The organism is Nocardia suismassiliense (assembly GCF_900269665.1).
Lineage (GTDB): Bacteria > Actinomycetota > Actinomycetes > Mycobacteriales > Mycobacteriaceae > Nocardia > Nocardia suismassiliense.
Window position 1 is genome coordinate 3,111,334 of sequence record NZ_LT985361.1, and the last position, 21,884, is coordinate 3,133,217.

General features: G+C 66.9%; 7 protein-coding genes. 6 read left to right on the forward strand and 1 reads right to left on the reverse strand.

Annotation, left to right across the window (positions count from 1 at the left end):
* Window positions 1–51 precede the first annotated feature (51 nt).
* Complete coding sequence (locus tag DBO33_RS14035) at window positions 52–801, reverse strand: IclR family transcriptional regulator (RefSeq protein WP_107655417.1); 750 nt, start codon at window positions 799–801, stop codon at window positions 52–54.
* A gap of 304 nt (window positions 802–1,105) precedes the next feature.
* Between DBO33_RS14035 and DBO33_RS14040 the strand changes: the two genes are divergently transcribed.
* The 6 genes from DBO33_RS14040 (at window position 1,106) to DBO33_RS14070 (ending at window position 21,881) form a co-directional block, all read left to right on the forward strand.
* Window positions 1,106–1,927: a hypothetical protein gene (locus tag DBO33_RS14040; protein ID WP_107655418.1), complete on the forward strand. Its 822-nt coding sequence runs from the start codon at window positions 1,106–1,108 to the stop codon at window positions 1,925–1,927.
* A gap of 39 nt (window positions 1,928–1,966) precedes the next feature.
* Complete coding sequence (locus DBO33_RS14045; protein WP_107655419.1) at window positions 1,967–9,064, forward strand: SpvB/TcaC N-terminal domain-containing protein; 7,098 nt, start codon at window positions 1,967–1,969, stop codon at window positions 9,062–9,064.
* A 76-nt stretch (window positions 9,065–9,140) separates the two neighbouring features.
* Entirely contained in the window at window positions 9,141–18,320 is a 9,180-nt protein-coding gene (locus DBO33_RS14050) for a Tc toxin subunit A-related protein (protein ID WP_199856607.1), read from the forward strand.
* On the forward strand, window positions 18,320–19,579 hold the full coding sequence (locus DBO33_RS42770; protein WP_159080245.1) for a Kelch repeat-containing protein: 1,260 nt from the start codon (window positions 18,320–18,322) through the stop codon (window positions 19,577–19,579). Before DBO33_RS14050 ends, DBO33_RS42770 begins: the two co-directional genes overlap by 1 nt.
* Complete coding sequence (locus DBO33_RS14065; RefSeq protein WP_107655422.1) at window positions 19,576–20,763, forward strand: Kelch repeat-containing protein; 1,188 nt, start codon at window positions 19,576–19,578, stop codon at window positions 20,761–20,763. Before DBO33_RS42770 ends, DBO33_RS14065 begins: the two co-directional genes overlap by 4 nt.
* Window positions 20,760–21,881 (forward strand): Kelch repeat-containing protein, encoded by a 1,122-nt coding sequence (locus tag DBO33_RS14070; RefSeq protein WP_159080246.1) that lies wholly within the window; start codon window positions 20,760–20,762, stop codon window positions 21,879–21,881. The genes DBO33_RS14065 and DBO33_RS14070 overlap by 4 nt, the downstream gene beginning before the upstream one ends.
* Window positions 21,882–21,884: the final 3 nt, after the last annotated feature.

Genomic DNA, 21,884 nt, shown 5'->3' on the forward strand with positions numbered 1-21,884 from the left:
CCGTCGGGGTGCCGCCCCACTGCCTGGGCGGCACCCCCACGACTCCCGCGCTCAGAGCGACATAGCCCCCTGTGACCGCAGCAGCCGGGTGAGATTGGCGCTCACCAGCCCCGCCGTGCGCACCACCGCCTCGGCCAGCGCGGGCAGCCGGTTCAGCTCACCCACCGTCGCCGCCAGCGCGGCGACCACCTCGCCGCCCGGGCCGCGCACCGGCGCCGCGACGCAGGCCAGCCCGAACCGGCTCAGGTCGGTGTCGTAGGCGAGACCCCGCTCCCGTGCCAAGGTGACCTGACGGCTCCACTCGCGGGGCGAAAACCCCTCGGGTGGTTGGTGATTCGGATGACCGATGGCCAGCACCTGTTCGGCGGCGGTGCCCGAGGGCAGCAGCGTCCCCGCCCGCAGCGGGAAGACCGCATCGATCTCCCGCCCGATGCCGCCGATCAACATCGTGTGCCCCCGATCGGTCACCGAGAGACTGAAGCCGCCCCGATCCGAGGTCGCCGTCAATTGCCCCAGCGGCCGGGCCGAGGCAGCCCGCAGCAACCGCGCCGGTTGCCAGGTCTGCCCGAGCCGAAACACCCGGGGTCCGATCTGATAGCGCCCGCTGCGGCGCTGCACTGCTCCTTCCGCGACCAATTGATTGAGTAACCGATAGGCCGTTGCCTTCGGTAGTCCTGCCGCCGACGCGAGCTGGGTCAAGCCCAGCTCGGCACCGTGCGCGAGCGCCTCCAGCAGGGCAAATGCCCCCTCGAGCACGCCACGGCCCCCCAAGGCCGCCTTTTCCATCGTCGCTTCGTTCACTCTCTGTCCTCCCGTGCAGATACTGCAACGAACCGAGCACGTGCTTCATATCGTTCGCGGTCCGACAAATGGAACGCTCGGTTCGCTCATCAGACCGACAACTACCCCGGCCCGCCGGCCGGCTACAGCATTGGCCCTGTCGCGCTGAGCGGGCACCGGCGGTTCTTTGCTACAGGGAAGAGTCTCCGGTCCGCGCCCTTCACTCACGTTTCATCGACGTCTCACGGGGTCGCGAGGCGGGGAAATCGGCGGTGCGACGACCACTCGGGGGAAATTTCGGGCAGACGAAATCGAGGGAGATCCAATGGTCGACAGTTTTTTCGCGGACGTGTCATATTTTCAGGTGCCGGTAGACGATGCCTATCCGCACGCGATACTCAGCTTCCGGTCCAACGACGGCGACTTCCGCGACGCCAACTTCGCCGCTAACTACGAATGGGCGTGCCGGGCAGTCGATTCGGGACGCCTGGCGTGCTTCATCGTGTACTTCTACTGGCGGCCGAACTGGCTGGAGACCGTCGAAACCCACCGCGACATGGTCGCGCGAATGGGCGGCCCGCACCCGCGGATGATCAGCATGATCGACGTCGAATCGGGCGGTAATCCCGGCGGCGACCAGTCCGACGGCATCAACGCGTCGTACTGGAATCTGGTTGAGTGGCTCGGCGACCGGCGGCGGGTGATCGCCTACGCGAATCGCGGCGACTTCTTCGATATGTGGGCCAACCGCCCCGAAGGCGGGCGCATGGTCGGCGCGGGCTACGGCCGCAACCCGAATCTGCCCGGCCAGCTGGCCCACCAATACACCGACGGTCAGGGCTTCGGCGGCGGCCTGCCCGAGGGCTGCCCGCCGTTCGGCGACTGCGACATGAACATCGCCTACGGCATGTCGCCCCAAGACTTCGCCGCGGCGTGCGGCGTCGGAATAGAGGAGGAATTCATGTCCGCATTGAACGAAACGGAACAGCGCGAGCTGCTGGACAAGACCCGCGAGATCTGGATCCAGCTGCACGGCCCGCAGGGCTCCGGCTGGCCGCAGCTCGGCCAGAACGAGCAGGGTCAGAACCGCACCCCGGTCGACGCGCTCGCGGCCGTGGAGGACGCGCTGCAAAGCCCCCGGAAATAAGTCGCCCGCAGTCCCTACATCGACAAGGACGAGACACCCATGCCACAGCCTGTGCCGGAAAACCGGACCGAGCCCGATCGCCGACCCGACCGAAGCTCGCCGCCATCGTCGGCCACCGCCGGCACTCGCGAGTCCGGTGCGGCACCGGACCGTGATCAACCGTCGCTGTCGTTGCCCAAGGCAGGTGGCGCGATCCGCGGCATGGGGGAGAAGTTCGCGGCCGACCCCGTGACCGGCACAGCGGCGGTGACGGTACCGGTGCCGCTCACCCCGGGTCGGGCCGAGATGACGCCACAGCTGAATCTCGGCTACGACTCCGGGGCGGGCAACGGGCCGTTCGGGCTCGGTTGGTCGATGGACGTGCCGTCGATCTCGCGCAAGACCGACAAGGGGTTGCCCCGCTATCTGGACGAGATCGATGTGTTCCAGCTGTCCGGTGCGGAAGATCTGGTGCCTGCGGTGTTTCCGGCGCGGCGCGGCGAAGGCGCCTTCGATGTGGTCGCCTATCGGCCGCGGACCGAAGGGTTGTATTCGAGGATCGAGCGGTGGTGTGACCGAAATTCGGGGGACACGCATTGGCGGGTGACTTCAACAGCGAACGTCACCAGTGTGTTCGGCCGCAACGGCGCGGCCCGCATCGCCGATCCGGCCGACCCCGACCGGGTCTTCCGGTGGCTGCTGGAAGAGACCGCCGATGATCGCGGAAATCTGGTCCGCTATGAGTACAAGCCGGAGGACCGGGCAGGGGTGGACCCGGGTGCGCCGTGCGAGCGCAATCGCGACACCGTGGTCAACCGCTATCTCAAGCGGGTTCGGTACGGCAATTCGACACCCGGACAGCCGGACTTCTGCTTCGAGGTGGTGCTCGACTACGGTGAGCACGACGAGGCGGCGCCGACCCCTGATGGTGTCGCGCCTTGGAAGGTGCGACGAGATCCGTTCTCTACGAGACGATCCGGTTTCGAGATCCGCACGTACCGGTTGTGCGACCGAATCCTGATGTTTCACCGTATCGCCGAACTCGCCGCCGAGCCGGTGCTGGTGTCCGCGACGAACCTGGGCTACCTGCCCGATCCCGCGGCGACGAAGCTGATCGAGGCGACGCAGGCGGGCTATCTGCGGGCCGGCGGGGCGTACATGCGTAACGACTTGCCGCCGGTGAGTTTCCAGTACACAGAGCGGACCGTCTCCCGCACGATCCATCCTCTGACGACAGAAGATCGCGCAGTGCCGCCGCGGCTGGACGACGGCTACCGCTGGATCGACCTGGACGGCGAAGGCCTCTCCGGGATCCTGGCCGAGGAGGGCGGCGCCTGGTACTACCGCGCCAACCGGGGTGGCGGGACCGTCGCCACGCCGCGGGCCGTCGATCCGCTGCCGGTGGGCGCGAGTCTGGCAGGCGGGCGGCAGTTGTTGGATCTGGCAGGCGACGGCACCCGGGCATTGGCCGATTTCGCCGGTGTGGCAGCGGGTTTCCATCGGCGCACCGCCGACGGCGGCTGGGCCGACTTCGCCACCTTCAGCTCGTTGCCGGTGGTGTCGTGGGCAGACCCGAACCTGCGGTTCGTCGATTTGAGCGGTGACGGGCTCGCGGATGTGCTGCTCACCGAGAGCGAGGGTTTCCGCTGGCATCCCTCGGCAGGTCTAGACGGTTTCGGCGCGGCGTGCCGAGTATCGAACGCGGCCACCGAGGAACACGGCCCGCGGCTGGTGTTCGCCGACCCCGAGCAGAGTGTCTACCTGGCGGACATGACCGGCGACGGGCTCACCGATCTGGTCCGTATCCGCAACGGCGAGATCGCCTACTGGCCCAACCTGGGCTACGGCCGGTTCGGCCCGAAGGTGCCGATGTCCGGGGCGCCGGTGTTCGATCACCCGGATCGGTTCGACCAGCGCCGGATTCGGCTCGCCGACATCGACGGCAGCGCGCCGACGGATCTGATCTATCTGGGTCCGGACCGGATCTCGTTGTGGTTCAACGAGTCCGGCAACTCCTGGAGTGCCGCCGAGACGATCACCGGCTTCGGTGCCCCGGATGTGGCAGGCACCACCACGGTGGCGGATGTGCTCGGCAAGGGCACCGCTTGTCTGGTAGTGGCCGAGCCGCGACCGGACTTCGACCCGCAGGTCCGCTACCTCGACCTCATGGCGGCGGGCAAGCCGCACCTGCTGTCGTCGGTCGACAACAACCGCGGCCTGCGTACCACGATCAGCTACGAATCGTCCACGACGCACTACCTGGCCGATCAAGCGGCGAACAACCCGTGGGCGACCCTGTTGCCCTTTCCGGTGCAGGTGGTGTCGGTGGTCCGGACGCGCGACGATGTCGCCGACACCACACTGGTCGCGACCTACCGTTACCGCCACGGCTACTACGACGCTGTCGAGCGCGAATTCCGTGGATTCGGCTACGTCGAACAGCGGGACGCGCTGTCGTTCGCCGGGGCGGATGACCGGCTGTATCAGCCTCCCGCGGTCGTCAAACGCTGGCAACACACCGGCTGGTACCGCGACGGTGCTCGGCTCTCCACCCAGTTCGCCACCGAATACCACGCCTACGACAGGGATTTCGATCTCACCGACACGCTGTTGCCCGCAGGGCTGACGCCCGAAGAAGAGCGCGAGGCGGCGCGCGCGTTGCGCGGTCACGTCCTACGAGAAGAGGTTTACGCCGAGGACGACCATGGCGAACTCGGCGAGCCGTATTCGGTGACCGAATCGAATTATCGGCCGCGCCTGCTGCAGCCGCGCGGATCGGCGCCGTACTGCGTGATCGCCGTCGATCCGGGTGAGACGTTGACCGTGCACACCGAACGGCGGGCCGAAGATCCGCGGATCGGGCACACGGTCACCTTGGACGTCGACGAGTGGGGGAACGTGTTGCGCGCGGCGCGGATCGCATACCCGCGCCGTCGCCCCGCCGCCACCGCGCAGGGGCTGTTGCACGTGATGGTCAGCGAACACGAGGTACGCAACGATGTGACCGCCGGTGACAGCTGGCGGGTCGGCATCTCGATCGAGGGTCGCGAATATGAGGTCGGCGGGCTCTCGCGAGGCGGCCGCATCTTCACCGAGACCGAGCTGCGGGACGGATTGACACTCGCCGCCCGCCACGAAATCCCCTATCAGGAAGAGCTTTCCGGCGCACGCGAAGAGCGCAGGCTGATCTCCCGAACCCAGCAGACCTATGCCGCCGCCGATGCGTCCACCGAACTGCCGCTCGGTCATTTCGCCGTGCCTGCCCTGCCATGGCGCTCCTACCGCCAGGTGTTCGCGGCCGGACAGGTGGCGAAGCTGTACGGCACCGAGGTCACCGACGACATGCTCAGCGAAGCCGGATATCTGCTGCGAGAAGGCGTTTGGTGGTTGCCGTCAGGCAGGCAGGCCTTCGATCCGGCGCGTTTCTATCTGCCGGTGTCCTACCTCGACGCGTTCGGCGCGACCTGGCAGATCGCCTATGAACGCCACCTCCTGAGGCAGACCGGCAGCACCGATCCGGTCGGCAACGTGGTCACCGCTTCGATCAACTACCGCGTGCTACAGCCGTGGCTGCTCACCGACCCGAACGACAATCGCACCGCCGTCCGTTTCGACCCGCTCGGCATGGTGATCGCCACCGCGGCGCTCGGGAAGGACGGCAGAGATGAGGGTGACATCCTCGACCTGACCACGTCGGAACCCTCCGACACCGATCGGCCCACCACCTGGTTGACCTACGACCTGACCGCGCGTCCGGTGCGACTGCGCACCTTCGAGCGCGAGCAGCACCGCGCGGCGAACAGCCGGGTGCGGGAGTCGCGGACCTACGTCGACGGCAGCGGCCGCGTCATCCTGGCGAAGGTACCGGCGGAACCGGGCGCCGACGGCGCGCCCCGCTGGGTGGGCACCGGTCGGACGATCTACGACAATAAAGGCAACCCGATCAAGAAGTACGAACCGTACTTCGCCCTCGACGCGGAGTTCGACACCGAACCGGACGTGGTGCGGCACGGGGTGACCTCGATCCTCTCCTACGACCCACTCGGCAGACTCGTCCGCACCGATTTCCCCGACGGCACCCTCAGCCGGGTCACCTTCGACGCGTGGGCGCAACATGAATGGGACCGCAACGACACGGTTCTCGAAAGCCGTTGGTACGCCGATAGAATCACCTTGCCCACGAACGATCCGCGTTATCTGTCCGCGAAAGCCACGGAGCCGCACGCGGGTACGTATGGCACCACCGAGCTCGACGCCCTGGGCCGGGCGCATATCGTCATTGTCGACAACGGCGCCGAGAAGTTGCCGACCACCGTTGTCCACGACGTGCAGGGCCACGCGCTGGTCACCCTCGATCCGCGCGAAATACGGGTGTTGGAGCAGGAATTCGACATGCTCGGGCGGTCGGCGCATGCCCGAAGTCGCGATGCGGGCGAGCGGTGGCTGCTGGTCGACGTCACCGGACAACCGGTGCGCTCGTGGGATGGCCGCGGCACGGTCCAGCGCTTCCGCTACGACGAATTGCGTCGTCCCACTCACGCTTACGCCGCCGGCCCCGGCGCGGCGGAGCGCCTGCGTGTGCGCGGCTTTTACGGTGACGACCTCGACAACGGCGCCGCCGACAACCTGCGCTCCCGGCCATACCTCGTCTTCGACGGCGCGGGCGTGCTGCGCAGCGCTCAGGTCGACTTCAAGGGCAATCTGGTGGCCGGCGAGCGCCGACTGGCGGCGGACCCGTTCACCGAACCGGATTGGTCGATCTTGTCCGACATCACGGACCCGGAGCAGGCGCTCCGTGCGGCGACGCGGCTACTCGAGCCGACGGTGTACCGCAGCACCACGGACTACGACGCGCTGAATCGGCCGACTCGGATCGGCACGCCGGACGGCAGTACGACGAAGCCTTCCTACAACGAAGCGAACCTGTTGGAGCGCCTCGAAACTCAGCTCCGCGGTAGCACCGAATGGACGGCGTTCGTCACCGGGACCGAATACAACGCGCGCGGCCAACGATTGCTCGTCACCTCGGGTTGCGGCACCGACACCCGTTACGACTACGAGCCTGACACCTTCCGCCTCGCCGCCGTGGACACCCGCGCGAACAACGGCCCGGTCTTGCAAGCGCTGCGCTACGCCTACGACCCGGCCGGGAACGTCAGCGTCGCAGCCGATCCCGCGCAGCAGACGGTCTTCTTCGCGAATGCCGCCGTCGGCGCCACCCGAACGTTCACCTACGACCCGAGCTACCGGCTCGCCACGGCGACCGGCCGCGAACACATCGGCCAGACCACCCAACCGGGCCCGGACGAACCCGCGACCGCGCCGATCCCGCACGCCAACGACAGCAGCGCCATGCGCGCATACACCGAGACATACACCTACGACAAGAGCGGCAACATCAGCACCGTCACCCACGCCGCCGCCGACGGCAGCCGCAGCCGCCGCCATTCGACGGCTGCCGATAGTAATCGCTTGCTGGCCAACAGCATTCCCGGCGATCCGGACGGTCGGTTCACCGCCGTCTACACCTACGACGCCAACGGCAACATCACCTCGATGCCGCACCTGGCCACCATGGACTGGGACCCCGACAACCGTCTGGTCCATGTCGACCTGGGCGGCGGTGGCGACGCCTACTACCAATACGATTCCACCGGCCAGCGCGTGCGCGCGACGATCCGCAACAACGCCACCACGGACACCCGAATCTACCTGGGCAACACCGAGATCTACCTCCGTGTCACCGCGGGCACCATCCGCACCCGCAGGGAGTCCCTGCACATACTCGACGGCACCAGCCGCATCGCGCTGGTCGAAACAACCACCATCGACAATCGTCTCCCGGTTCCGAATCCCCGCCCGGTGCACCGCTATCAACTGACCGACCACCTCGGTTCCGCCACAATCGAACTGAGCGATACCGCCGCGGTCCTCTCCTACGAGGAATTCCACCCCTTCGGCACCACCTCCTACCGATCCGCCGCCGGGGCCGCCGAGACAAGCCGCAAGCGCTACCGATTCACCGGCAAGGAAAAGGACGCCGAAACCGGACTTTATTACCACGGTGCCCGGTATTGCGCCTCCTGGTTGGGTCGCTGGATCAGCTGTGACCCCGCAGGTTTTGTGGATGGCCCGAATCTCTACGCCTATGTGCGAAACAACCCCATCCGATTGATGGACCCGGCGGGCACTCAGTCACATGAGAACGGAACAAGTGATCAGAACGCCAATGATCCAGCGAAATACCGGACGTTCGAACAGTTTCGGAGCAGCGCGTTCGGCCCGTGGACCGAGCAAGGTCTGCAGCACGCCTGGGCTGCCGCACATCCGGCGCCGGCGCAGCATGCCTCCGATTCGGATCGCGGTAACCCGTCGAACTACGCCTCATGGAGAGACTTCCGGCGCGCAGCGCCAGGGCCGCTGAGTGTCGACGTATTGAGCGGGGTGTGGGACGCCGCCCACCCCGCAGGGCCGACCGCCGCGGAGAGCGAGGACCGCGAAATTGCCGAGTCGGTCGTCGGACCCGCATTCACCGGCGTCTATATCTTCGCAGGCCCGGCCGCTGGGCACGGTCTGGTCGGGGAGGGGCTCACACTGTTCGGCTACGACCTGAACAAGGGCTTCTACTTCGCCGGTCTGTTCGCCGGCGGGCCGGAGAAGGAATTCGGCAAGGTCGAAGGGGATGTGGTCGGTGGCATCGAGTCGTATCTCTACCTCCGTGACTGGCATACCGAGATCGAGAAGATCGCACTCACCGAATTCGCGGTGCCCGGCCCGGGCGGCACGAAAGGCGGAGCAGGCGCCTTCCTGAACCTGAGCGATATGCGGGAATACGGCTTCTACGGTCATGCCTCGGTCGGCACCTTCGCGTTCGGCGGTGGTTTCACCTTGCATTCGGTGACACCCGAATCGGCTGCCGAGCCGGCCGAAGACGATGGCCCGGGGCCGCACAGTATCGATGCCGCGATCCATGGTGTGGCGAAAGATCTCGGCATAGATGGGCTATCCACCATCAGCGCGGTGAAAAACAACATCCACAACACCGGTGTGCTGCTCGACCGCGCCACGAAATCGGCCGATCCGCGCAATGGAAATCAGCCCTATGTACCGCAGCCGAATATGACGCTGCACCAGTTCCTCACCACGTGGCTCCGTTGAGGGGCGCACCGAATCGACGGCTACGGCCGTCCGACCCAGACATGACAGTTCTGTCAACAGCGGAATGGGGACATCGATGACATCCAAAGAGGTTGTCGTACAAGCAGGCTCGGTCACCGGCACGATCAGCGACCCGGACTGTCGTCCGGTCGCGGGGGTGACGGTGACTGTGGCCGCGCGCAGGCTGCGTTCGGAAGCACCGCTCGGCGAAAGTGTGACCGGCGCCGACGGTCGGTATCGCGTCGACTACGCGGCGGCGGGCGGGTCGGTCGGCGTGGTCGTCCGGGCCGCGCACAATGGCGGGCCCACTGTGGAATCCAGCCGCGAGCCCGCGGGCAACGGCGAGGTGGTCATCGATCTGAATCTCCCGGTCGATCGCCGGACGGAGTATGCGACTGTTCGCGCGGCGGTCACCCCATTGCTCGACGGAGCGACGATCAGCGCCCTCGGCGCACCCGACGTAGTCCCGTTGGCCGCGGCCACCGGCCGTAGCCCGGAGCAAATCGAGGATCTCGCTACCGCCACCCGGCACGCAGCGGCGACAGGCCTGTCCGCTGAACTGTTCTATGGTGCACTGCGCCAGGGAATGCCGCGCGATCTGGCGGACTTCTCCGCCCGCCCGGCAGCCGAGATCGACGCCGCGGTCGCCGCCGCGTCGGCGGCGAATCTCATCGAGACGCCGGGGGATGAGGCAGCCGAGTTCGCGACTGTCCTCCGGGCCGAACAGGTGCGGGCCACCGTCGACCCGGCGGCGAACGTCCCGATGTCGCCGGTCGGTGAACTGTTCGCCGCGGCGGTAACCGAGCCCGATGCCCGGCAGCGGATGTACGCCGCGTACCTCGATGGTGCCGGCGACGCACTGCCGGCCGAGTCGGTGCCAGACCCGCACGCTGAGCGGTTGCGTCGTGCGTTCGAACTCCGCGCCCTGATCGGGCACAACCCGCCACTGCTCCGGGAACTGCTGACCAGATTCGACAGTGGCGAGTTCGCACACCTTCGCGATCTGGTGCGCCTCGATGGCGGCTGGCCCGAGCTGATCGAGCAGACCAATGGTGTACCGCAGCCGCTTCGGGCATCGCTCTCGGGTGGAGACACGTCGCCGGCGCCGTCGGACGCCGACCATGTCACGCGGTACGCGGACACCGTGCGAAGCAAGATAATCGAGACCTATCCGACCGCGCACGTCGCTTACGAATTGTCGGCCCGCCCGGAACACGCGGAAACGGCGGCAAGCCGGTTCCTCACGGAGAACCCAGAATTCGAGATAATCAGCACGCCGGTCAACTCGGCCACCGTCCCGGACGAGCACGCGCGCATCGAACTCGGTGAGATCCAACGCACATTCAAGCTCACCCGCCGCTTCGGCACCATGCAGTCATTGCGCGACAACGGATTCGGCTCGTCCTTCGCTGTTGCCCGGCTGGCTCGTGACACCTTCGCGAGCCAGGTCTCCGATGATATCGGCGAAGCCGACGCGCACGCTATCCACGCCAAGGCGACCGAGGTGCACGCGGCCGCGGTCAATGTGATCGCCGACTACCGCACCGCGGCCCACTTCGACGTGCCGTGGCTGCCGAGCTTCGCGCCCGCCGACCCCGCCGCACCACACCCGATTCCGAACTGGGAAGAACTGTTCGGTTCCGTCGACTACGGCACCTTCGACGACGCGCACTCGGTGTACGGCGAGGCCGCGTACCTGGTCGACCTGCTGTACTTCCTGCGCAGACTCGGCGGGGGCGACGACCGGCACGAAGGCGCGGTTGCCGACGTGCTCTACGCACGCCGCGGCGACCTGGTCGACGTCGACCTGAGCATCGACAACACCACCCTCGAGCTGCCCTGCGTCGATCTGATCAACGAGTTGCTGGAGTCGGCCGTCGCACCGGCCACCGCGATCCCGCCCGCGCAACGGCAGAGCAGTGGAGACGCCGCGGCGCTGCGAATCCAGCCGCAGCACGTGAACAACGGCGCCTACGACACATTGCGCACCGCCGTGTACCCCTGGGATCTGCCCTACGACCTGTGGCGTGATCAGACCGGCGCCGCTCTGGCCAACCTCGGGGTCACCCGGATGTCACTGCTGGAAACCGTAGGTGCGGCAGCGGATTCGCCGACGCTGCGCGCCGACGAGCGGCTCGGCCTAGGTACCGTTGCCGCGCGGATCATCGCGGGCGAGCCGCTCACTCCGGCGCGGACGCTCGCCGACTGCTACGGCAAGCCGCCTGCCACCGATCTCAGCACCGTGCTCAGCACTGTTCGGACGCTGCTGGACACGGGATCGTTGCGGTATGCGGAGCTGACCGAGTTGCTCGACACCCGGTTCGTCAATCCCGGTGCTGCCCTATCGATCAAGGCCGACGAGAAGTCGCCGTACGACACCAACAAGATGACCCTCGTCGGGCTCGACCACGGCGCACTCGATCGGCTGCACCGATTCGTCCGGCTGCAGCGCGCGCTCGGCTGGTCCGCGACCACGCTGGACCGGGCGATCTTCGGCAGCAACAGTCGCGGCAACCTGGACCGGGAGACCCTGCGCACCCTCGGCGCCCTGCGCACACTGGCTGCGCGGCTCGATCTCTCGGTCGACCAGGTGCTGACCTTCTACAACACTGTCGAAACCCACAGCTACCGCACCGACGCCGAGCCACCGCTCTACGACCGGATGTTTCTCGACCCGTCGGTGGTGACCACCGCGCCTGGTGCGCGGAATCCGTTCGCGCTGCGTGCCGATCGGGCCGAGCTATCGGTGCTCGGTGACATCACCGACCCGACGGTGACCGCGGCGCTGCTCGCGGTGTTGCAGCTGACCGACGAGGATCTGGCCGCGCTGACCACCGGCACGCGTGCGGTGATTCCCAACCGGGTGGTGAATCTGGCGAATCTGTCGGCGCTGGTGCGCACCGTCACCCTCGCCTCCGCGTTGTCGCTGTCGATCCCGGATCTGCTGCGGCTCATCGAACTCTACGGCGGCGGCGGTCCCTTCCCGATTCTGGTAGGGGTGTTCGCCAGGGAAACCGTCGAGCACGAGGTGCTCGGTGGCGCACCGATGCTGCCGACGGTCGGACTGCCGTTTCCTGCCTTCGCCGCCGGTATCGAGGGCGAAGTGTCCGGTGGCGCCCCGATGCGCCCGCCGGGTCTGCTCGACAGTGCACCGTCCACGCCGATCTACGCACAAACTGTGGTCACCGAACAATTCCTGGACGCAGTGGCGGCCATCCAGGATGCGGGGTTCACCGTCCCCGAGGTGGACGCGGTGCTCACCGCCACGCTGCCGCCGCAGGGCGGCGTGATTCCGGATGACGAGACATTGGCCGGCCTCCTCACCGTGCTGCGGTCGGCCTTGCGGGTGGTGTATCAGGAGACCGCGCAAACCCTCGACGAGCGTGGCGATCTGACCAAGAAGCACTTGGCCCAGCTCGGCTGGGAGCCTGCGCTGGCGCAGGACGCCGCCGCTACCCTGCTCGGCACCGTCACCTACACCGCGCAAGTGGCCGCGCTACCCGACGATGTGGTGTTCCCGCCGAAGGTGCCGATCCGCTTCCACCGCGACGATCAGCTGCTGGTCTTCGCGGGCCCGATGAACGATGCCCAGCGCATCGAGCTGCGCGCGGTACTACCGTCGGACGCGGCGTATCTCGGTGCGGTGGAAGAACTCTATGACGCGCCACGGCGATTCGTACGGACCCGGATGAAGGCACTGCGCATTCCGGTGTACGCCGCGCCGCTGCCACAGCTGCCGGTCGGCTATGAGGTACCGAAGGCGCTGGCGAGCAAGGTCTTCTACGACATCAACGAGCACGCGCTGAAGTCGCGCGGCTACCTCTCGCAGGCCGAGGCCGAAGCATTGACGGCCGCGCCCGGTGGCGCGGGCCTGGCCACGGCCGTCGCCACCTTGCGCACCGTTCAGGAACGTCCGCTGCCCGCAGGTGACAGCAACACCTTCCTGACATCGACAGACGCCATCGGCTTCTTTCAGGACGACATGCTCGGGCCCGCAGGCAGATTCCGGATCGTGCTGAGCAAGCTGAACCCACTGCTGCGGCGCACGCTCAGCGAGATCACCATCAAACAGCAGATCGGGCAGGCGACCGGATTGGACGCCGCCACCGCCGATCAGCTGCTCGGTCAATGGCTTCGGCCGACGCCGTCCTCGGCCGTGCTGGAGGACTTCCTGGCTCACAGCTATGTCAGTAGCGACCCGGCGGTGTCGGCGACCCGTACCGCCTTCGGTCAGCAGTTCAGCTCGCTCGCTCGAATCCACCGCGTGGCATTGGTATCGGCGAAGCTGGGGATCACCGCACTCGAACTGCCTGCACTGTTCCGCTACGCGGATCGCGTCGGCTGGCTCGACCTCAACGACCTGCCATCGACGCAGATCGTCGGCCCCGCGCCACTTTTCGGCAGGTTCATCCGGCTACTGGACTTGATCCGGCTGCGCAACGCCACGCCGGGCCGCAACCAGACGCTGGCGCTGCTGTGGGAGGCCGCCGGCCGCCGCCAGGCCACAACGGCCGAGGTGGTCACCGTGCTCGCCGCCCGAACCGGGTGGAACGCGACGGATCTCGCCGGACTGGCCGAGTGGCTCGGATTGGACACTGGCGCAAGCTTCCTCGATGTCGGCGCGATGACGACCCTCAATACCGCCGTCCGGATGCTGCGCCGCATCGGAGTAACCGCCGACCGCCTCGGCTCCTGGCTGCGCGCCGAACTGACACCGGAGGCCGCCCAGGGCGCCTGGCAGGCGGCGAAAGCGCAACACGCACTGCGGGATTGGCCGGCCGTCGCGGCGCCGATGCAAGACGCGATCCGCGAACATCAGCGCAACGCACTGGTCTCCTACTTGGTGGCCAACCCGCTGCGGACCGGGAACGGCACGCCACAGTGGCGCGACGCGTATGGCCTGCACGACTACTTCCTGCTCGACGTCGACATGGGCGCCGCGCAACTGACCACGCGGATCGCCCAGGCCATCTACAGCGTCCAGTTATTCGTGCAGCGAATCCAGCTCGACCTCGAGCCGAGCGTCACGATCGCCTCGCCCGGTGATCTCGGGGTGTGGGAATGGATGAAGCAGTACCGGTTGTGGGAGGCGAACCAGAAGGTCTTCCTGTACCCGGAGAACTACTTCGAACCCGACCTGCGACTGGACAAGACTCCGTTCTTCGGACAGTTCGAGAACGAATTGATGCAACAGGAATCCGGCTCGGGCAGCGGCGAAGCCGCGATCGGCGGCTACCTGAAGCAGCTGGAAGAGGTGTCGCGACTGCATCCGTGCGGCACGTACTACGACAAGGACACGAATGTGTTCTACGTCTTCGCCCGGACCGAGTCGAGCCCCCGGAGTTACTTCTTCCGCTCCTGCCAGTTGATCTATCGGGCGGGTGGCGCGGGATGGACGCCGTGGCAGCAGGTCGACCTGGATATCGACACCGACAGCGTGCTGCCGGTCGTCTGGCACAAGCGGCTCTATCTGTTCTGGTTGACCTCCACCTACGAGGGCGCGCCGGTCGAGTTCGACATGCCTGCGCCGGGCGACAAGATGCGGGATTCGCGTCGGGTGATGAAGGTGCAGCTCAACTGGAGCAGTTTCGTCAACGGCGCGTGGCAGGCCAAGAAGACCGCGAAGGAACAGCTGAGCGTCACGCACGACCCGTATTCGTTCGTCGACGAATTACAGCAGTATCAGGCGTACGTGATTCCCGACAATGCGGCGGGCGATTTGGTCTTCGCCGTGGTGTACCGCGAAAAACCGGAGACCGAGTCCAGGCCGGTACGGATGCGCGGTTGGTTCCGGGTCGATGCACGGGAGACGGTCAATGCCCGGGGTATGACGACGATCCCGCTGGGTAGTTTCCCACTCCAGACTCCGATTCCGGATCGCCCCGCATTCGGCACCGTATACAACGAGTTCTACCTTGCCGGTCCCGAGTTCACGACCATCAATACCCTCGACCCCCGAAGCCCGCTGACGCTCACGGTATGGCGGAAAACCCCGCCCAATCGGCAACGTCGCCTGCTGCACCCGCATCAGGAGTGGATCGGGGACATGAACGAAATGTGGAAGAACGTCTTGTTCTACACCGACGACAAGCGCATATATATGCTGCAGGCGCACGTCGAGTTCATCTTCGACTTCCATTTCGTCATCCAGCCGCTCTATCACCCGCATGTGCAAGCCTTCGCCGGGCAGTTCGGTTCTGCGGGGCTGCCCGGATTGTTCCGGCGCGAACTGCAGACGAAGCCGGAGCTGTACACCGGCCCGTTCGACTTCGTCGCGGAATACGATCCCGAATACTCGAACATCGGTGGTGAGCTGCCGATCGAGACGGTGGAATTCAACCTGGCGGACCCCTACGCCCCGTACAACTGGGAATTGTTCTTCCACGCGCCGCTGCTGATCGCCGAACGCCTCTCGACAGATCGGAAGTTCGAGGAAGCGCAGCAGTGGTTTCACACCATCTTCGACCCGCTGGACACCAGCAATGAGCCGGTGCCGCAACGGTTCTGGCGCACCAAGCCGTTCTTCCAGACGGCGGGTGACCCGTCGAAGCCGGACAGCGGTTACTACCAGCAGCGCATCGAGGAGGTGCTGCGGCGGGTCGCGCAGGGCACCGGCGAATACAACTCGGTGGGACGGTGGCTGCGAAATCCCTTCCAGCCCGACGTAGTCGCCCAGCTTCGTACCACCGCCTATCAGAAGGCGGTCGTGATGAAGTATCTGGACAACTTGATCGCCTGGGGCGACCAGCTGTTCCGCCAGGACACCGGCGAGTCGATCAATCAGGCGGCACAGCTGTACATCCTTGCGGCGGAATTGCTCGGTCGCAGGCCGGAAGAGGTCACCGACCCAACCCCGCCCCCGATCAAGAGTTTTCGCGCGCTGGCGACCCGCAACCGTTCGGTGAGTCCGGTTGTCGCGGCGGAAAGTTTGATCCCGCTGAGCAATTCGACCGAGGCGCCGACCACGTCGGCCATCACCATCGGCGCGGGCATGGCCTGGTACAACTACTTTCACATCCCGCGGAACGAAAAACTGCTCGGGTATTGGGATCTGGTCGACGACCGGCTGTCGAAGATCCGATCCGGCCGGACCATCGACGGCGTCGCGCGCAAGCTGCCCGCCTTCGGCAATGTCATCGACCCGAATCTGCTGGTGCGGGCCGTCGCGGCGGGTCTCGACCTGTCGTCGGTGCTCGACGACATCAACGCACCGCTGCCGCACTATCGCTTCGGGCCGATGCTGGCCAAGGCCAAGGAACTTGCGGGCGAGGTCAAAGCTTTCGGCGCGGAACTGCTTGCGGCACTGGAGAAACGCGACGCCGAGGCGCTGGCCCGGCTGCGTGCGGGCCACGAGACCGCCATCCTGGACGCTGCCAGAGACGTCCGGGTGCACCAGGTCAGCGAGGCGAACCAGGCATTGGCCGCGCTGGAGAAGTCCAAGCAGCTCGCCGAACACAAGAAGAAGTACTACAGCGAGCGCGAATTCATGAACGACGGCGAGCGGACGCACCGCTCACTCACCACCACGAGCATGGTCGTGCAGGGCGTCAGCGGCCTGTTCCAAGCGTCGGCGGCCGTCGCCGCGCTGTTCCCGGACGCCAAGGTCGGCCCGCCACCGACGACGGGCGTGACCTTCGGCGGCAGCCAGATCAGCAATTCGCTCAGCCATGCCGCAGGAGCCATCGGTACGGCCGCCGGGATCCTCAGCGCGGGTGCGGGTCTGGCCGCGACCATGGGCGGCTATTACCGGCGCGGGGAGGACTGGGCCTTCCAAGCCGGGCAGGCCGACATCGAGATCGCGCAGTACGACCGGCAGGTCGCGGCGGCGACGCTGCGCAACGAGGTCGCCGACGCCGAACTGGCCAACCACGACAAACAGCGGGATCAGGCGCGCGAGGTCGATCAGTTCCTGCGCGGTAAGTACACCAACCGGGAGCTGTACGACTGGCTGGCCGGCCAGCTCTCGACCAGCTTCTTCCAGACCTATCAGCTGGCCTACGACGTCGCCAAGCGCGCCGAGCGGTCCTATCGGCACGAATTGGGCACCGAGGACTCGAATTTCGTGAAGTTCGGGTATTGGGACAGCTTGCACAAGGGCCTGCTGTCGGGGGAGCGGCTGGTCGCCGATCTGCATCGGATGGATGCCGCGTTCCTCGACGCCAACGCCCGCGAGCTCGAGCTGTCCAAGCGAATCTCGTTGGCGCAGCTGGACGGCCGAGCCTTGCTCGCGCTCAAGGAAACTGGACGCTGCTATGTGACGTTGCCCGAAGCACTGTTCGACCTGGACACGCCCGGTCATTACTTCCGCAGGATCAAGAGTCTCAGTGTCACGGTGCCGTGCGTGGCCGGGCCGTACACCACGGTGAACCTCACCGCGACATTGACGCGCAGCAGTGTGCGGGTGGATCCGCGGCTGCCGGAGGGCAAGTACGCGCGCAAACGGCCGGGACCGGACATTCGGTTCCGCGACTTCACCGGGCCGGTGCAGTCCATCGTCACCAGCACCGGCCAGGACGATACCGGCCTGTTCGAGACGAACCTGCACGACGAGCGGTTCCTGCCGTTCGAGGGTGCCGGGGCGATCAGCGAGTGGCAGTTGTCGTTGCCCGATGAGTTCCGGCAGTTCGACTACGAGTCGATCACCGACGTGGTGCTGCACCTGCGCTATACCGCTCGCGACGGCGGTATCGCCTTGGGGGACAAGGCCAGTGCGGAGCTACGCAAGGCGGTCAACGAGTGGGTGCACACCGGAGGCGGCGCCGGCATGCTCCGGGTGTTCAGCGCCCGGCGCGAATTCGCCGACCAGTGGCAGCGATTCCTGGCCACACCGGCGGCCGGCACCGCGAAGGCGACCTTCGCGCTGTCGAAATCCCGGTTCCCGCAGCTGTTCCGGGACGAGCGGTTCAGCGTCTCGAAACCCGAACTGGTGCTGGTGCTTTCGCAGGACCTCGGACCCGACGGCAGTACCCGGCTGGTCGACTACTACCGGGAGGGCGAGCCGCTGATCGCTACCTTGGCCGCGGGCACCGGCCGCCCCGCGGCGAAACTCCTGGCCGATCCGACGTTGGCGGGTATGCCGCGCGCCGGATTCCCCAGCATCACCGCCGAAGTAGAGGACGCAGCTCAGGACTGGGTGGTCACCGTTGCGCTTGCCGGTCTCGACCCGCATCTGCGCAGCACCGATGGCCGGCTCGACCCCGATGCCGTGCTCGACCTGCTCCTGGTATGCCCGTTCACCGTGAAGGGAAAGAACTGATGAGACTTTCAATGGATCGACTGCGCCCATTGCCCGCCGATCGGCGCCCGGCGTCCGAACACGCCGCTGCCGCGGCGGTTACCGGCAGCTGGGCTCCCACCACAGGCACCCTGCCGGTCCCCGGCTTCTGGGCCGAGCCGAACGACACCGCCGTCATGTCGGGCGACGGGGCCATCCTGCTGGCCGGTGGTGAAGACGGCCGTCGCAACCCGCTCGCCCTCTCGGCGAGATTCGACCCCGCCTCGAGCAGCTGGACCCCGACTGCGCGACAGCTGAACACGGCCCGCAGATTGCACTCCATCACCCGGCTCGCCGACGGCAAAGTACTTGTCGCGGGTGGTATTACGGGCCCGATGTCGGTGCCTGCCCGCGGCATGAACTCCGCCGAGGTGTTCGATCCGGCCAATGGTGGCACCTGGACGACCGTCGCCTCGATGAACGAGCCGCGGTTCGCGCACTCGGCGACCTTGCTCGCGAACGGCAGTGTGCTGGTGGCGGGCGGCTGCTCGGCCCGATCGGGCGACAGCAACCGGGCACTGCGGTCGGCGGAGATCTACGATCCGGCCGGCAACACCTGGACGATCACCAAACCGATGAACGACATCAGGTTCGGACACCCGGCGATCCGGTTGGCCAACAACAAGATTCTGGTCGTCGGCGGCGTCATCACCATCGGACGCGGTCAGTACGCGGCGCTCGGTTACTGCGAAATCTATGATCCGGGTGCCGGGCCCGACACCGGCACGTGGTCGACGACGGCGAGTCTCGCCTCACCGCGCAAGGGGCATCAGGCCACCTTGCTGCGAGACGGCTCGGTGCTCGTCACCGGCGGGGACCTTTTCAGTTCGTCGTACACCTCGACGATTCAGCCGTACAGCCAGGAGACCTGCGAACGGTTCCGGCTCAATGGTGACGGCGTCGGCAGCTGGCGGGCCGACACCGCCATGCCGTGGGGGTTGAGTCAGCACCGCGCGGTGCTGTTGCCTGCCTCCGGCAAGGTTTTGGTGATCGGTGGCACCGACAGCGGTGTCTTCGACACCGGCTACACCGACACGATTCTCTATACGCCGGGCGCCGACGGCGCCGCGGGTACCTGGGCCGTCAGCGCCAGTATGGCCGTCGGCCGCTGGGCCATGGCGGTCGCGGTGTTGCCGGGCGACAAGGTGCTCGTCGCGGGCGGCATCGTGCGCTCCGGCGCGGCCGCCCCAACCCTCGGCGAAGACCTGCTCACCACCACTGCGGAGGTGTACACGCCATGACACGGGCAGGCACAACGGAGTTCGGCGCCGTCGGTCGAGCGGCCGACGGAGGTACCTGGACACCGGCGAAAGACCTTCCGGTAGCCGTGAATTGGCAGTCACCGGACGAGAATGTGGTGCTGCTCACCGACGGCCGAGCACTGGTCGCCGGAGGCCAGGACGCGAACTTCGCGTCGGTGCCGACCGGTGCGGTGTTCGATCCGGCGGCGCGCGCATGGACCACCACCGGTCCGCTCGCGCAGGCTCGCAGCGGACACAGCATCACCGCACTCGACGACGGCACGGCGCTGGCCGTCGGTGGATTCCCCACCTCGCGCGTTTCGCCCGCAGGCTTGGCGACGGCCGAACGCTTCCACCCGGTGGCCGGGAAGTGGGAACCCGCCGGCACGATGAGCGTTGGGCGCACAGCACATTCGGCCACCCGGCTCGCCGACGGTCGCGTGCTGGTCACGGGTGGCTACGCCGATCGGTCGGGCACGACCGGCACAGCGGCGTCCGCGGAAATCTACGATCCGAACGCCGAGACGTGGACGCCGGTCGCGCCGATGGACGACGCCCGAGCGGCGCACCAGGCGGTGCTGCTGCGCGACGGCCGAGTGCTGGTCATCGGCGGTACAGCCACTGTCGGCGGCGGCAGCTACACCGGCCTCGCCTTCTGCGAGATCTACGATCCGGTGGCGGACACGTGGCGGCCCACCGGAAGCATGGCCCGCCCCAGATTCGACAACACGGCGACCGTCCTGCGCGACGGCACCGTGCTCGTCACCGGCGGCGGCTATTCGGGGTGGGTGGCCGGATGGGTGTTCAACGCGCACAACGACTGGACGACCGAACGCTACAACCCGGCGACCGGCGGATGGACCAGAGAAAGCGATTTGTCGTGCGCCCGCCTGTTCCACTGCGCCGTCCTGCTGCCGGACGGGCGGGTACTGGTGCTGGGGGGCGCCAACGCGCCCACCGGACTGCTCACCGGATACCGCAGCGCCGAGCTCTACGATCCGCGCACCAGGAAATGGCAACCCGCCGCCGGAACAGCAACGGGCCGTTGGGCATTCGGCGCACTCGCGCTCGGCGACGGCCGAGTGCTCGTCACCGGCGGCGTCGAACACATCGACTGGTCCGCGAACAACTGGAAACTCACCGCGAGCACCGAGATCTACACACCTCCGGAGGGGGAACAGTGACCACAGCACTCGACAACGCAACCAACACCTGGACCGCGGCGGGTGACCTACCGGACGCCAACCTCGCGTTCGAAAATGACTGCAACATGGTCGCTTTGACCGAGGGACAGGCGCTCCTCGCGGGCGGTGCGGACGCGACCGGAACCGCGATCGCCGCCGCGGCCCGGTTCGACCCGACGACCTCCACGTGGACTCCGGCGGAACCGATGGCCACCGGCCGTCGTCTACACACCGTCGATCGTCTGGACGACGGGTCGGTGCTCGCGGCCGGTGGGATCACCGGGCCGTACAAGTTTCCGATGATCGCGGTCGCAACCGCGGAACGATTCGATCCGGTGACCGGGAAGTGGTCCGCGACCCGCACCGAGATGGGCGTGGAGCGGTGTCTGCACACCGCCACCGTGCTCGCCGACGGCCGCGTGCTGGTGGCCGGTGGGCTGGTCGGTACGTCGCTCGCGACGACGAACTCGGCCGAACTGTACGACCCGGTCACCGACACCTGGGCGTCGACGGGTTCGATGACCGATCCGCGCGACGCCCATCGAGCGGTTCTGCTCGCCGACGGCCGGGTACTGGTGGCAGGCGGCGCGATCCTCGTCGACGACTACAACGTCGCGCCATTGGCATTCTGCGAAATCTATGATCCGGAAACAGGCAGGTGGACCCCGACCGGCTCGATGGCCGTGCCGCGCAGCCTGCATCAGGCCGTGCTGCTGCCCGACGGGAGTGTGCTGGTTGTCGGCGGCTCGAGTCACGGATGGGTGGGCGGTCCAGTGTTCGACATGCACTCGCTGGCTACCACCGAGCGGTGGTACCCCATCACCGAACGATGGGCCCCCGCAGCCGGGATGCCGTTCGGCCGCGACCGCTTCCACGCGGTCACACTGCGGTCGGGTCAGGTGTTCGTCTTCGGGGGCGGCGACGAACAAAGCCTCAATGCCGGATTCACCGCCACGTCGCGGTATGACCCGTACGCCGACACATGGACCCCTGCGGCTCCGATGAGCTACGGGCGTTGCGACTTCGCCGCCACGCTGCTGTCGGACGGCCGGGTGCTGGCTGCCGGCGGCAGCAGCATGTACGACCTGCCGAAGCTGACGGAGATCTACACGCCGTAGCCC

Excerpts from the sequence above, each read along its gene's own strand:
- DBO33_RS14040 (WP_107655418.1), top strand. The coding sequence starts at position 1,106 with ATGGTCGACAGTTTTTTCGCGGACGTGTCATATTTTCAGGTGCCGGTA.
- DBO33_RS14045 (WP_107655419.1), top strand. The coding sequence starts at position 1,967 with ATGCCACAGCCTGTGCCGGAAAACCGGACCGAGCCCGATCGCCGACCC.
- DBO33_RS14050 (WP_199856607.1), top strand. The coding sequence starts at position 9,141 with ATGACATCCAAAGAGGTTGTCGTACAAGCAGGCTCGGTCACCGGCACG.
- DBO33_RS42770 (WP_159080245.1), top strand. The coding sequence starts at position 18,320 with ATGAGACTTTCAATGGATCGACTGCGCCCATTGCCCGCCGATCGGCGC.
- DBO33_RS14065 (WP_107655422.1), top strand. The coding sequence starts at position 19,576 with ATGACACGGGCAGGCACAACGGAGTTCGGCGCCGTCGGTCGAGCGGCC.